Source organism: Oceanobacillus sp. GQ8 (assembly GCF_059758495.1).
The window spans coordinates 374,840-388,075 of sequence record NZ_JCAXEV010000003.1 but is presented as its reverse complement, the minus strand read 5'-3'; the positions used below and the strand labels follow the sequence as shown (position 1 = coordinate 388,075).

The following is a 13,236-nucleotide window of genomic DNA, read 5'->3' as shown; positions in this document are numbered from 1 at the left end:
TGTTTTGAAGTGGGGGTCTTACGGACGGTTGCACCGGGATAAATTCTTAGCTTATCATATCACATTATCAAATACGATCTTAACAAGCAGCACTAACATGGTATCATGGCATTAGGAATTTTTTTCTAAGGAGGATTTAAATCAATGAAATTATTTGGAGCTATATTTTTTAGTAGCATTTTAGGGTATATCTTAATCCCATTTAATGTATTTGGTATCGCAATTGCTTTTGGCATTATCGCAGGGTCGCTATTCTATGGTATTAGTCAGTTACTATCTATTAAAGAAAAACTATCAATGATTAGTAAACACCTTGATTTAAAAGAAGAAAAAGTTGAGGTGAGTGATGAAGAGATTGAGAGAGAATTAGAAAGTTTTTCTAAGAAATGATAATTGGCAATGATGTGTTATCCACCTAACATGCTAAAGGGTTAAAAATACTTTGTTAGATAAAGGACACAACATCCAGCAGAGGAAAATTTGTAGACTCCTAGGGGAGAAAAGGCCTAGATAAGACCCCGCAGTGCGTCAAGCACGAGGAGACTTAGCAGCCGCTCCTGGAAAGCGTAAAATTTTCCGTAGCGATGATTAAAACACTTCCTTCTAATTAAACTCGAGTCCTAAAACATGTATCTGGTTGGGTGATATACACTTCTGTTAGAAAAACTACACGATATTCTAGAATTAATTTGAATTGTAGAAAGAAAGTGAATAGAATAATACTATAAATCGCATACGCCGGGGGAGCATTTTCATGATCATTCGAGAAATAGAAGTAAAAGATAACCAAAGAATAGAACATATTATCAAACGTTCATTAGAATCATTTGATTTGGACATTCCGGGAACAGCCTATTATGATCCACAACTAGAAAGCTTGGCGCAATTTTACCAGCAACAAGCAAAGGCTAATTATTGGGTTGCTGTCAATGAACAAGACGTGGTCGTCGGTGGTGTTGGCATTGGTCCTTATGGACAGACTGCAGACGTATGTGAACTTCAAAAGCTTTACATCGCACCAGAAGCTCAAGGAATAGGACTGTCAAAAAAGCTGATGAATGTGGCCCTTACATACGCGAAGGAACATTATTCATATTGTTACTTAGAAACATTAGACAAGCTCAAGGTAGCAAATTCCTTATACAATAAATTAGGCTTTGAGCTGCTTGATCAAGCACTAGAGGGATCTGATCATGATGCAATGGATGCTTGGTATATAAAAAAATTGAAATAAGAGGGATCAATAATGAATAAGTATTTTAAAAATGTGCTGGCTATTGTAGTAATTTCTGCTTTGTTACTATTTGTATTTAATTACTGGCTTGGTATTAATCTAATTGGACAAGTCATTATTCTGTTAGTCGGGATTTATGCAATTTATCTAAATATGCACGCGATAGTGTTGAAACAGAGAGATTCCTGAATCGGATAGGATCCAATAAGAAACAGCAAGGAAAACAAGCCATCCTTAACGGGTTTATTTTCCTGTTCGTGCCAATATCTTATATTTGATAGAAACGCTTGAACTAGACCCAAAACTTCTCTATATTTGGCTAGTAGTTATGGCTAGCATAACCATTATAAATGGTATCCAGGTTAGAAGGTTTATGAAGTAAGGTGAATTTCACATCCTCTTTTTTTCTTCGCTAATCCACCATCTTATCAAAAAAACAGCCTCAAGGATTTTCTCCCCTAAGGCTGTTTCTCTATTCTATTTTAAAATGCTTTCTTTACAGCGTCATGCACTTCCTGCAAGGTTTTCCCCATGCCTGACTCCACTGCTGCTACATAAGCCCCTTCAACTAAAGGACCTTCAACAAGGAGAGCCTTCTCTGTCTCGTTCATTTCGATTGCCATTTCCGCATTCATCTTGGCGCTACCGATATCATAAAATAACAGCACGCCTTCTCCCTTGTCTGCTTCCGCTATCGCGCCTGTGATTTTCTCAATACTAGTACCAATCTCACCGTCATCTGTACCACCGGCTGTTTCAATTGGTACGTCTGTCATTACCTGACGAATTAGATCTTTGAGACCTTCCGCTATTTTAGGGCTATGAGAAATCAGGACAATACCTACATAAGAACTCATCGATTATGCACGCTCCTTCAGTACATCACTTAATGCTTCAAATAAATAGAAGGAAGAGGCAGAACCTGGATCAATATGTCCCTGTGACTTGTCTTTAAAATAAGCGGCACGCCCTTTTGTGGCCAGCATATCCTTCGTATTCTCCATTGCCTGCTTTGCTGTCTCTAATAAAACCTCTGCTGTAAAATCTTGCTCCTCAGTGAGCGCTTCGGAAACTGGATACCACACATCAACCATGGTCTTTTCTCCAGTTTCTGCCTTACCGCGTTGTTTCACCCCTGCGACTGCCTGCTCTATTCCATCAACAAACGAATCATATGAGACCGTTTCGGAACCTTTCACGGCAGTCGAGAGTTTTAAAAAGGCTGTTCCAAATAATGGGCCAGACGCACCACCCACTTTTGACATGAGCGTCATGGCAACATCTTTTAGCACATCTGCAGGTGTCTCATAGGTTTCCTTTGTTACCTTATTTTCGACTTCTTGAAAGCCCCTTGCCATATTAATCCCATGGTCGCCGTCCCCTATCGGTTGATCCAATGTCGTTAAATAAGGTTTGTTTTCCTGCATTTTTTCATTTGTTTTTTTCATCCAGTCTACTATGAGTTGTACGTCTAATTCCATTGCGAATTCTCCTTTCTTTGTTGACCAATATTAGCTACGAAAAGCAGGAGCATCTGAATCGGCATCCAGCAATGTTTTTAGCTCATCATCCAGCTTGAGTAAGGTGACAGAACATCCTGTCATCTCAAGTGCTGTCATGTACTCTCCGACAAATGTCTTGTACACGGTAATACCTTTCTCTTTTAGTATTTCCTGTACCCGTTTATTTACAATGTACAGCTCCATTTCTGGTGTAGAGCCCAGACCATTGATCATCACAGCAACATCTTCGCCTGTAGTATAGTCAAGATCTTGTAAAACTTTTGCGGTTAATTCCTCTGCTATTTGGTCTGCGCTGGCTATTTCCTTCCGCTCTATCCCAGGCTCGCCATGGATTCCAATGCCGATTTCCATTTCATCGTCTTTTAATTCAAAGCTTGGACTCCCAGCTGCCGGGACAGTACATGGTTTTAACGCCATCCCCATGGAACGGACGTTGGCAACCACCTTTTCTCCAACCTGTTTTACTTCTGCTAAAGATCCACCAGACTCTGCTTTTGCGCCTGTAATTTTATGAACAAAGACTGTTCCAGCAATTCCTCGTCGGCCAGTCGTAAACGAACTATCTTCTACTGCAACATCATCATTGACGACGACATACTGCACATCAATACCTTCAGCTTCTGCTAGTTCTGCTGCCATTTCAAAGTTTAAAACGTCTCCCGTATAATTCTTTATAACAAGAAATACGCCTGACCCACCATCTACTGCTTTGATCGCTTCCAATACTTGATCTGGTGTTGGCGAGGTAAACACTTCACCTGCTACTGCAGCATCAAGCATTCCTTTTCCAACATACCCAGCATGTGCTGGCTCATGGCCGCTTCCTCCGCCACTGACAATCCCTACTTTTCCTTGGACAGGCGAATCTTTTCTAGCAAGAACCATTGTCTCAGGTACTTGCTTTAATGCTTCTGGGTAGGCTACTACCATTCCTTGCACCATGTCTTGTACAACTTGATTTGGATCGTTAATAATTTTTTTCATTATCTTCTCTCCTCTTCCATTAAAATTTGCAATGAATCAAGCAATCATGCATGTTAGCTATTAATGTGCTTCTTTTCGATTTCTTTTACTCAGTCAATTTCCATTGGAGATGAGAAAGAGGAAGACTCTACTTACCTTTGTTTATAAAGATAAATGGAGCTTCCCCTTTCTTTTCCCTTTACAGGTTTCTATTTAAACGTTCTTGTAGCCTCGACCGCTTTCTCCCAACCAGCATAAAGGCTATTACGCTTTCCTTCTGTCATAGCTGGTTTAAATGTTTTCTCGATATTCCATTGTTTTGCGATTTCCTCTTTATCTTTCCAATACCCTACAGCTAAGCCAGCTAGATAAGCTGAGCCAAGTGCGGTAGTTTCTTGTACATCTGGGCGTTCAACAGGTACATCCAGCATGTCACTTTGGAATTGCATTAGGAAGTCATTTTTTACTGCTCCACCATCTACACGCAATGTTTTAAGATCAATACCGGAATCTTTGATCATAGCATCCAATACATCTTTTGATTGGTAGGCAAGTGATTCTAGTGTTGCACGAACAAAGTGATCTTTAGTCGTACCACGCGTCAATCCGAACATAGCACCCCTTGCATCACTATCCCAATAAGGTGTACCAAGTCCTACAAATGCTGGCACCATATAAACACCATCAGTAGAATCTACATTTTTAGCAAGCTGCTCCGTTTGTGGTGCGCTTTCAATAAGTTTTAGACCATCACGTAGCCACTGAATAGCAGAACCTGCGACAAAGATACTTCCTTCTAGTGCATATTCTACTTTTCCATCAACACCCCAAGCAAGCGTTGTTAACAAGCCATGCTCTGATTTAACGCCTTCTTCACCAGTATTCATTAACATGAAACAACCTGTTCCATATGTGTTTTTCGCCATTCCCTTTTCAAAGCACGCCTGACCAAATAATGCTGCCTGTTGGTCGCCCGCTATACCTGCAATTGGCACCTCATGGCCGAAGAAATGGTAAGAAGCAGTATGTGCGTAAACTTCAGATGATTGCTTTACCTCAGGTAGCATGCTTTTTGGAACAGTTAAAATATCAAGCAATTCATCGTCCCACTTTAGATCATAGATATTGAACATAAGGGTTCTTGACGCATTAGAGTAATCGGTAATATGTGTTTTTCCACCGGAAAGCTTGTAAACAAGCCAGCTGTCGATCGTTCCAAATAACAGATCGCCATTGTCTGCTTTCTGTCTTGCGCCTGCCACATGATCAAGGATCCATTTTACTTTTGTTCCAGAGAAATACGGATCAAGTAGTAAACCTGTTTTCTTATTGAAAAGTTCATTGTGACCGGCTTCTCTTAGTTCTCTACAAATGCCTTCTGTCTGTCTGGATTGCCAAACAATCGCCTGATAGATTGGCTTCCCTGTGTTTTTATTCCATACAACTGCAGTCTCACGCTGGTTCGTAATTCCAATTCCAGCAATGTCTGTCGGTTCTGCGTCTGCTTTACGAAGCACATCCGCGATACAAGCTAGAACAGATGTCCAGATTTCATTGGCATCATGCTCCACCCAGCCTGGCTCCGGGAAAAATTGCTGAAATTCCTTTTGTGCTGTTTCTACGATTGCTCCGTCATGATTAAATAAAATAGCCCGTGAACTAGTAGTCCCTTGATCAATGGATAAGATATACTTTTTACTCATTATAATTCCCCCTTAAGAAATTTTTTGTTCTACTTTGTTTGCTGTACTTTTTCCTTTTTTCAATTCAGCATTTGCTGCACCAATGAATAGGATTGCTACCAATGCGCTCATTATCCAGAAAAGAGCACCGAAGTTTCCTAGAAACATAGCATTATAGAATACTGCTCCGTAGATACCTCCAAGAATTGGTCCTACAACTGGAATCCAAGAATACCCCCAGTCAGAACCGCCTTTTCCTGGTATTGGAAGAAGCGCATGTGCGATACGTGGACCCAAATCCCTTGCAGGGTTAATCGCATAGCCTGTAGCTCCACCAAGTGACATCCCAATGGCAATGATAAGTGCACCCACGATAATTGGATTCAACCCTTCTGTGAATTCGTTTGCACCAATGAATAAAAGTCCCATCAATAATGCAAATGTTCCAACCATCTCACTAATTAAATTGGAGAATGGGCTACGAATTGCTGGATCTGTAGCAAATACGCCCAGCTTAGCACCTTGATCTTCTGTTTCTTTCCAATGTGGTAAGTAATTAAAGAATACAATCGCTGCCCCAATCATGGCACCAATTAATTGTGCTGTAATGTATAATGGTACATCCGCCCACGGAAATTCACCAATTGCGGCAAATCCGAGCGTTACAGCAGGATTTAAATGTGCTCCTGAAAAATTTCCAACGGCATAAACACCTAAAGCAACGGCAAGCCCCCAGCCTATTGTAATGACTACCCAACCAGCACCTTCTGCTTTGGTTTTCTTCAAGACGACGCCACCTACTACACCGCCACCAAAAATGATTAAAATCATCGTACCAATAAGTTCTGCTAAAAACTCGGACATGTAAGACACCCCTTTATGTTCATAAATAGTTAATCGCCAACGGTAAAAGACCCACACTTTAACAGACATACTCCTAGCAAGGAATATCTATTAAAGTGTGGGTCTCCATATCTCCGCCACATAATTAACTTGTGCTTTCATAATAAACGAAACTGAAAGCGTTGTCAATGAATTTTAATAAATTATTCCTAGATTATTAGATTTCGTCCTTAATAGCCTCATACCTTTGAACCGTATCCAAGTCTTTACAAGCAAAAAGTCTTACATTCTCTGCCCCCCTTTTCTCTTTAAATCAGGTACAAGCATTATTAGTTTATGTAACTAGATTAAAAATAATACCGTAGGCATCTCATGCTTTAAGTGGTGTTTTCCTGCAAATAACGACATATATTTCCCGGGAAATGAAGCAGTTTAGTAGTGCAAGTTTACTAGATGTTTATGCTCCAAGATTTTAACTGCGTCGCCTTTGCTTCCTAGCTGAAATTTTATACTTTCCTAACAAAAAACCATTCCGATGTTAGGAATGGTTTACAAGTAAATCGCTCGTTTCGACTTTATCTTTGTCACGCTTAGCCAGTCTGACAAGAAGATACACAATAGGGGTATCCACAATGGCAACAAGCAGTTTAAAACAATATTGTGTGGCAATCATTCCAAGTAAAACGGCAGTTGGCACTTTTCCCCAGAATGCAATGGTGATAAAGATGCTCGTATCCACCAGCTGACTAGTCATTGTGGAGAGATTGTTTCGTAGCCATAGCTTACTATTACCATGCTTCATTTTTAGGCGATGAAACAAGCTGACATCCAAGTGCTGACTGGCTAAGTATGATAATAGACTTGCTATCATCACACGGAAGCTACCACCTAGAATGGTTTCGAATTCTGTCTGTACTGTAAAGACTGGTGCAGCTGGTAACTCGATTGCAATAAATACAAAAACAAGAACGAGGATCTGTGTAAGAAAGCCTGCCTGAACCGTCTTCCTTGCAGCTCGCTTCCCGTACACCTCCCCTATAACATCCGTGATGATAAAGGTAATTACATACACAATAACCGCTGCCGGCAAAATAAACTCTCCGATTGCAAAGAGTTTTACACCTAGAATATTTGATACTATTAATAGTCCTGCAAATAAAGAATTTAGATATAAATACATTTTTTCCTCTCCTCTTTCCCGGTACAACCGTCCGTAAGACTCCCGCTTCTAAATATGAAGTGAAACCGTGAGTTTTTAGTGGGAGTAAACGGACGCTAACACCCCGATTCGTTCAACTAACAATCAGTGGGGGAAGAAAAAATACCCCCCACTGATTGAAGTTTCACTTTATATGAGAAGAACTTAGCAACCCTCTATTATCGATTGTCTATTTTTTCTGGATAAAGATCATGATTCATTAGTCGTTGCTCTGCCATTTTTTCATACTTCGTTCCTGGCTTCCCATAGTTACAATATGGATCGATCGAGATGCCACCACGAGGGGTGAATTTTCCCCACACCTCAATGTACCTAGGATCCATTAAGCTAATTAAATCGTTCATGATCACATTGATACTGTCCTCGTGAAACCCACCATGGTTACGAAAGCTGAACAAATACAATTTAAGAGCCTTACTTTCTACCATTTTCACATCGGGAATATAGCTTATGTATAAGGTAGCGAAATCTGGCTGCCCTGTCATCGGACAAAGGGTCGTAAATTCAGGACAATTAAATTTCACAAAGTAGTCTCTGTCCTGATGGTTGTTTTCAAAGATTTCTAGCACGTCAGGATTATAGTCAAACGCATAGGTTGTTCCCTGACTTCCAAGCAGTGTTAGTTCGGAAAGATCTTGTTCTTTCATCGTATTACCTCCTTTTACTATTTTTTCACATCAAAAAGGCCATGTACCTACCTAAGGCACATGGCTTGATTCGCATCATCTGTCCTTAGTTTTTTATAGAGGGTTAAAGCTAAGAACCTCTCGCATTGATACCTGACATATTATATCGATTGGCCATAACACTGTCAATGCAATTATGATTGTGGTTTGTCCCCTACAAGCACCATTGTCCATTCATGCACTTCATAGTTTCGTGCACCTTTTTCAACATACGGATCTGCTTTAACTAATGCTTCTGCTTCTTCTAGACTATCAGCCTGGTAAATGACTAGTCCACCAGCACCGTCTGTAAATCTGCCTTTGGCAAATACCTTCCCCTGTTCCTCCATCTCTACCAAATAAGCTAAATGGTCAGGACGATACGTTTTACTTTTTTCTTCATCCTTTATTGGCAACAATGCCGCATAGTAATTCATTATGTTCTCCCTTTCTATTTCTAGCATATCTCTTATTTTGTCGTTTTTCTCGTCACATGGCAAGTGGAATTATTCCGGCTTCAAAGTAAGTTTCTCTCCGTTAAATGACTTAAGATTTGTTTCATGATAGTTTCCGTACACCCAATCCTCCAACTGGTCATCATACCAGTCACTTTTAAAATGCCCGGATTGCCCTGGACCTACAATATGATAGCCCTTCTGCATGTCATTGGAATCAATCACAAATCTCCAGGATGCCCCGTGATCGACCATCCCTGTCTTTTTCTCATAGCTTGCTGCCATTGGGGTAACACTACTTCCCCCGACTTCCAACGGCTTCTCATTATTGAAGAAAAAGGCCAGGACAGGATTAATTCCAGAAAGTGGATGGACAAATTGAACCTGGTGATAGTCTCCCCATCGCCATTCATTTATCGTGTCCCCGTATTCGTCCCGTAGCTTCTCTATCGTTTTACTAAATGTTTCTCTCAATAGTGCTTCTATCCCGCCTTCTTCCTCGATCCAAATAGATGTATCTCCACGAAGAGCGGTTCGTAACAATTCATCTGTTGTTTGTCCTTTACCAGAAAACATACCCATCATGTTACGTGGTATATCTTTATATAATCGGCTTTCGATCTCCTCCATCCAATGGTGAAAAAGGAGGGCTTGGGAACTTTCGACATCATCTTCATAGTCCCATTCTTGTAATAGTTGGATAGCCTGTTGCTCGCTATCTGTACGCTCTGTTCCACTTAAAGTCTCTGTGAAAAGCGGGACAAATTCTCTTGCACGTAAATTTTTAATATCCATCTGTATTGCCATCATGTCTTCAGCTGTTAGGTTTGTTCCTGCTTCTAACACTTCAGAAATTCGCTCATATCTGTATGGCTGTGCCCAAACATTACTTATATGGTACGAATAATCGTCTCCGGTAATTTTATTGTTCGCTGTGGCAATATAGCCTTTTTCCGGATTTACTACATGTGGCAGCTCATCAAACGGGATAAACCCTTTCCATTCATTTTCTGCTTCCCATCCGGCTAATGGAAGCAAAGCATCTTCCCCATTCTCATAGATGGGAATGTTTCCGTTAGCCTTATAGGCTATTGTGCCATCCTTATCGGCAAACACAAAATTCTGTGCTGGAGCAAGGAACTTCTCTAAACCGGTTTCGAATTGCTCCCAATCAGCTGCTTTATTGATAGACAAAATCGCTTCCAGCTCTGTTGTCGCATCCAAGGCTGTCCATCTTAAAGAAAGAACGGTATCTTTACCTGTGTCCTCAGCAAATTCCGAAATGATTGGACCATGCCTTGTTTCTATCACGTCGTAATCGATTGTTTCTTCATCTTTTACCTTAATTGGTTCTTCAATAACATTTGCTTCTTCCCAGCTATCTTCATAAAGAAATGCTGTATCGTTTTCCGGACTCCGCTTTTCGACATATAGCTGTTGCACGTCCGGCCCTGTATTGGTTACGCCCCAGGCTATATCCTCGTTGTGGCCGAGAATAACTCCAGGCACTCCAGCGAAAATTACGCCACTTACATTCATTTCCTCTGCTTGTAAATGCATTTGGATCCAAATCGAAGGTGTTGCTAACCCCAAATGCGGGTCATCTGCAAGCAGGGGCATGCCTGAAGCTGTTTTATCTCCGCTAATCACCCAGTTATTACTCCCATTAAACGTATGAGGGATCACTGCCTTCTCAAAGCTACTAGCAATATCCAGTTCCCCTTCCCCGATAATAGTCGGCTTATCTTTCGGGTATGCTGGGAAAAGCTCTAGTGCTTTCTCCTCCTCAAATGTTTCTAATAGGTAGTGATTAAAGGCTTGGCTTTCCCAATGTCCGCCCAAATCGAATGCCATATACTTTCCAATAGTTAGGGAGTCTAATGGTGTCCATTCCGCTGGCTTAGATCCCATCAAGGTAAACTCAATTGGTAAACTTTTATCTTCAATTGCTTCCTCAATATAGGCATTGACGCCATCTGCAAAGCTCTGGAGAACAGCTTTGGATTCGTCGGTATATAGCTCATATGATTTCTCAGCCGCTCTTCTTAGCCCCAAAGTACGAAAGTATTTATCATTGTCCACTGCTGCTGAACCTACGATTTCACTTAATGTCCCTGAAGCTTGGCGACGCGACATTTCCATTTGGAAAATCCGGTGTTGAGCCTGCACATAGCCTTGAGCCATATATAAGTCATGCTCTGTGGTTGCGCTAATATGTGGCACCCCTTGTTCATCTGTCACGACTGTTACCTCATTCTGTAATCCTGCCAGGTCAATTTCTCCATCAACTTGTGCCAGAGAACGATTTATGTATGCGTTTACAAAAAATAAGGTAATAAGTAGAATAATTATGATTATGCCAGTAGTTATCAGGACGCGCTTTTTCCATTTTTTCTTTTTTGTTTCTTGGATTACTTCTATACTTTGTGCCTCCACCGTCATTCCCCCATTTATATTTTCTCTATGATATAGCTTATTCGCCATAATTTAGAATAATCCTGCTCATTTCGGTGTTTGGCCGACTGGAATGCTATATGTAGTTGATTGGTGCACTCGTGTCTCGATTGAAAAGCTATCGCGTTGATTGGCACAACCTTGTGGTCGATTAAAATACTTATGGCGTTGATTGGCACTCTTTTGTCATTGATTGAAACATTACTGAGGCTGATTGGATAGCTTAAGTGATTATTTAAAGTCATGATTGTACCTCTCCATTAAATAAAACCCTGCACTTTTGCAGGGTTTTATACTTATTCTGATACGGTCACATTATACTTCCGCAGCCAATAATCAATTTGGCATAAATGAGCAATGAGTTGCGGCCCTTTCATAAGCTGGCCATACCACGGATCCTTAAATTCTTTTCCTTCACTTTCTAAAATAGCTTTTACTTTCTCTCTATCCATAAATTCAAAAAGCCGGGCATTTTCATCATCTAAAATTTCTTCCATCCAGGTAACGACTGCCTCCGTATATTCTGGTTGAAATGTTTTGGGATATGGGCTTTTCTTGCGATAAAGCACTTCATCAGGTAATATGCCCTCCATTGCTTTACGTAAGATCCCTTTTTCTCTATCTCCCACCATTTTTATATCCCATGGAATGTTCCAAACGTATTCTACAAGCTTATGATCTGCAAAGGGCACCCGAACCTCTAGGCTGGCTCCCATGCTCATCCTGTCCTTACGATCAAGCAGCTGTGCCATAAACCAGTGCATGTTCAAGTAAAAGAGTTCTCTGCGACGTGCGTCTTCTTCCGTTTCACCCTCTAAACGCGGGGTCTCTGCGATGGTTTCCTGATAGCGATTTTCTACATATGTTTTAAGATCAAGCTTTTCTTGCCATTCTGGGAGTAATAAATCCACTCTAGAATCAAGGGAGCGCATCCAAGGAAAGCTTGCTTCTTCACTACTAGGAGGGTTATGAAACCATGGGTAACCACCAAAAATCTCATCAGCGCACTCTCCGGATAAGCTCACCGTTGTATGCTCTTTAATTTTCCGACAAAACCATAACATTGATGAATCAATATCTGCCATGCCAGGCTGATCACGCAAATAAACAGACTCCTTCAAGTGATCCGCAAGTTCCTTACCGCTTATCACTTCATCATGGTGATCTGTTTTACTATAAGCAACCATTTTCTTTATCCACGGTTGATCACTTGATGGTTGGAACTTACTTGCAACAAAATGCTCGTCGTTTCCCTCATAATCTATCGAAAAAGTGGTAAGCTGTTCTTGTCTCAGTTTTTCAAAATGGTCCGCAGCGATTGCTGTGATCGCGCTGGAGTCTAGCCCACCTGATAAAAAGGTTGATACGGGTACATCTGCAACGAGCTGACGTTGCACTGCATCTACGAATAAATGCCTTACTTTTTCTGCTGTTTCGTCCAATGAATCGGTATGCTGTTTACTCGCTACATTCCAATAGCGCCATACCTGTAATCCTTGCTTGGAATAGCTCAACGAATGTCCTGCTCGCAATTCCTTACAGCCTTTAAATAGGCCATGGCCTGGTGTTCGTGATGGTCCTAGTCCAAATACTTCTGCAAGACCTGATTTATCTACTTCTGGTTTCACATCAACGTGTGCCAAAATAGCCTTCAATTCTGACCCAAACACAAATTTTCCTTCTGCCTCATAGTAAAAGAGCGGTTTTACACCAAGACGGTCACGGCTCATAAAAAGTTGATTTTTCTCTTCATCCCAAACTCCAAAGGCATAAATTCCATTTAAACGATCTACACAGTTTTCTCGCCAAGCAATGTAGGCAGTGAGCAGAACCTCTGTATCAGATGTAGTCTTAAACTGATACCCTTCTTTAACTAAGTCATTTCTCAATTCTTCCGTATTATATAACTCTCCATTATAAACAATTGTAAATTGGTAGCCATTCGCTTTTCTGGTCATCGGCTGTACGCCACCTTCTAAATCTACGACAGACAAGCGTTTATGTCCAAAGGCAGCGTGAGGATGGAACCAATACTGCGTATCATCCGGTCCTCTAAGTGACAGGGTATCTGTCATATTTTCTATGATGGTTTTATCTGAACGTGCAAATGTATGCCAATCTACATAGCCGGCAATCCCACACATAGTGCGTCATCCTTTCTCGTTGCAAAAATCTATACAGACCATCATATGCATGTG

The 13,236-nt window shown here is 40.9% G+C and carries 13 protein-coding genes and 1 riboswitch; of the genes, 3 read left to right on the top strand and 10 right to left on the bottom strand.

Features of this window, described 5'->3' with window-relative positions; translation table 11 throughout:
- Positions 1 to 144 precede the first annotated feature (144 nt).
- The 3 genes from AC6CHS_RS10740 to AC6CHS_RS10730 all read left to right on the top strand — a co-directional run bounded on the left by AC6CHS_RS10740 (position 145) and on the right by AC6CHS_RS10730 (position 1,423).
- Positions 145 to 390: a hypothetical protein gene (locus AC6CHS_RS10740; RefSeq protein ID WP_498235987.1), complete on the top strand. Its 246-nt coding sequence runs from the start codon at positions 145 to 147 to the stop codon at positions 388 to 390.
- 364 nt (positions 391 to 754) lie between these two features.
- The gene (locus AC6CHS_RS10735) at positions 755 to 1,234 is read left to right on the top strand and encodes a GNAT family N-acetyltransferase (RefSeq protein WP_498235986.1); all 480 of its coding nucleotides are present in this window, start codon (positions 755 to 757) and stop codon (positions 1,232 to 1,234) included.
- 12 nt (positions 1,235 to 1,246) lie between these two features.
- Entirely contained in the window at positions 1,247 to 1,423 is a 177-nt protein-coding gene (locus AC6CHS_RS10730) for a hypothetical protein (protein WP_498235985.1), read from the top strand.
- Positions 1,424 to 1,716: 293 nt separating this feature from the next.
- Here the strand turns inward: AC6CHS_RS10730 and dhaM are convergent, their stop codons facing one another.
- The 10 genes from dhaM to asnB all read right to left on the bottom strand — a co-directional run bounded on the left by dhaM (position 1,717) and on the right by asnB (position 13,182).
- Positions 1,717 to 2,091 (bottom strand): dihydroxyacetone kinase phosphoryl donor subunit DhaM, encoded by a 375-nt coding sequence (gene dhaM / locus AC6CHS_RS10725; RefSeq protein ID WP_498235984.1) that lies wholly within the window; start codon positions 2,089 to 2,091, stop codon positions 1,717 to 1,719.
- Between the two features lie 3 nt (positions 2,092 to 2,094).
- Positions 2,095 to 2,715 carry a dihydroxyacetone kinase subunit DhaL gene (gene dhaL, locus AC6CHS_RS10720; RefSeq protein ID WP_498235983.1) on the bottom strand — a complete coding sequence of 207 codons (621 nt, stop codon included), beginning with the start codon at positions 2,713 to 2,715 and terminating at the stop codon, positions 2,095 to 2,097.
- A 30-nt stretch (positions 2,716 to 2,745) separates the two neighbouring features.
- Positions 2,746 to 3,741, bottom strand: coding sequence for a dihydroxyacetone kinase subunit DhaK (dhaK, locus tag AC6CHS_RS10715; RefSeq protein ID WP_106897479.1), 996 nt, complete (start codon positions 3,739 to 3,741; stop codon positions 2,746 to 2,748).
- Positions 3,742 to 3,929: 188 nt separating this feature from the next.
- The gene (gene glpK, locus AC6CHS_RS10710; RefSeq protein WP_106897480.1) at positions 3,930 to 5,423 is read right to left on the bottom strand and encodes a glycerol kinase GlpK; all 1,494 of its coding nucleotides are present in this window, start codon (positions 5,421 to 5,423) and stop codon (positions 3,930 to 3,932) included.
- A 12-nt stretch (positions 5,424 to 5,435) separates the two neighbouring features.
- Positions 5,436 to 6,266 carry an MIP/aquaporin family protein gene (locus AC6CHS_RS10705; protein WP_036575421.1) on the bottom strand — a complete coding sequence of 277 codons (831 nt, stop codon included), beginning with the start codon at positions 6,264 to 6,266 and terminating at the stop codon, positions 5,436 to 5,438.
- A 517-nt stretch (positions 6,267 to 6,783) separates the two neighbouring features.
- Positions 6,784 to 7,425 carry a queuosine precursor transporter gene (locus tag AC6CHS_RS10700; protein ID WP_498235982.1) on the bottom strand — a complete coding sequence of 214 codons (642 nt, stop codon included), beginning with the start codon at positions 7,423 to 7,425 and terminating at the stop codon, positions 6,784 to 6,786.
- Positions 7,426 to 7,622: 197 nt separating this feature from the next.
- Complete coding sequence (gene queF, locus AC6CHS_RS10695; protein ID WP_498235981.1) at positions 7,623 to 8,111, bottom strand: preQ(1) synthase; 489 nt, start codon at positions 8,109 to 8,111, stop codon at positions 7,623 to 7,625.
- Between the two features lie 79 nt (positions 8,112 to 8,190).
- A riboswitch (PreQ1 riboswitch) is annotated at positions 8,191 to 8,237 on the bottom strand.
- 47 nt (positions 8,238 to 8,284) lie between these two features.
- Positions 8,285 to 8,566, bottom strand: coding sequence for a YciI family protein (locus tag AC6CHS_RS10690; RefSeq protein ID WP_498236480.1), 282 nt, complete (start codon positions 8,564 to 8,566; stop codon positions 8,285 to 8,287).
- Positions 8,567 to 8,635: 69 nt separating this feature from the next.
- Positions 8,636 to 11,068 carry a penicillin acylase family protein gene (locus tag AC6CHS_RS10685; RefSeq protein ID WP_498235980.1) on the bottom strand — a complete coding sequence of 811 codons (2,433 nt, stop codon included), beginning with the start codon at positions 11,066 to 11,068 and terminating at the stop codon, positions 8,636 to 8,638.
- Positions 11,069 to 11,334: 266 nt separating this feature from the next.
- A complete protein-coding gene (gene asnB / locus AC6CHS_RS10680) occupies positions 11,335 to 13,182 on the bottom strand; it encodes an asparagine synthase (glutamine-hydrolyzing) (protein ID WP_498235979.1) in 1,848 nt (615 codons plus the stop codon).
- Positions 13,183 to 13,236 lie beyond the last annotated feature (54 nt).

Bases quoted from the DNA above. Each gene is read 5' to 3' on its own strand.
- AC6CHS_RS10740 (WP_498235987.1), top strand. From the start codon at position 145: ATGAAATTATTTGGAGCTATATTTTTTAGTAGCATTTTAGGGTATATC.
- AC6CHS_RS10735 (WP_498235986.1), top strand. From the start codon at position 755: ATGATCATTCGAGAAATAGAAGTAAAAGATAACCAAAGAATAGAACAT.
- AC6CHS_RS10730 (WP_498235985.1), top strand. From the start codon at position 1,247: ATGAATAAGTATTTTAAAAATGTGCTGGCTATTGTAGTAATTTCTGCT.
- dhaM (WP_498235984.1), bottom strand. From the start codon at position 2,091: ATGAGTTCTTATGTAGGTATTGTCCTGATTTCTCATAGCCCTAAAATA.
- dhaL (WP_498235983.1), bottom strand. From the start codon at position 2,715: ATGGAATTAGACGTACAACTCATAGTAGACTGGATGAAAAAAACAAAT.
- dhaK (WP_106897479.1), bottom strand. From the start codon at position 3,741: ATGAAAAAAATTATTAACGATCCAAATCAAGTTGTACAAGACATGGTG.
- glpK (WP_106897480.1), bottom strand. From the start codon at position 5,423: ATGAGTAAAAAGTATATCTTATCCATTGATCAAGGGACTACTAGTTCA.
- AC6CHS_RS10705 (WP_036575421.1), bottom strand. From the start codon at position 6,266: ATGTCCGAGTTTTTAGCAGAACTTATTGGTACGATGATTTTAATCATT.
- AC6CHS_RS10700 (WP_498235982.1), bottom strand. From the start codon at position 7,425: ATGTATTTATATCTAAATTCTTTATTTGCAGGACTATTAATAGTATCA.
- queF (WP_498235981.1), bottom strand. From the start codon at position 8,111: ATGAAAGAACAAGATCTTTCCGAACTAACACTGCTTGGAAGTCAGGGA.
- AC6CHS_RS10690 (WP_498236480.1), bottom strand. From the start codon at position 8,566: ATGAATTACTATGCGGCATTGTTGCCAATAAAGGATGAAGAAAAAAGT.
- AC6CHS_RS10685 (WP_498235980.1), bottom strand. From the start codon at position 11,068: ATGGCGAATAAGCTATATCATAGAGAAAATATAAATGGGGGAATGACG.
- asnB (WP_498235979.1), bottom strand. From the start codon at position 13,182: ATGTGTGGGATTGCCGGCTATGTAGATTGGCATACATTTGCACGTTCA.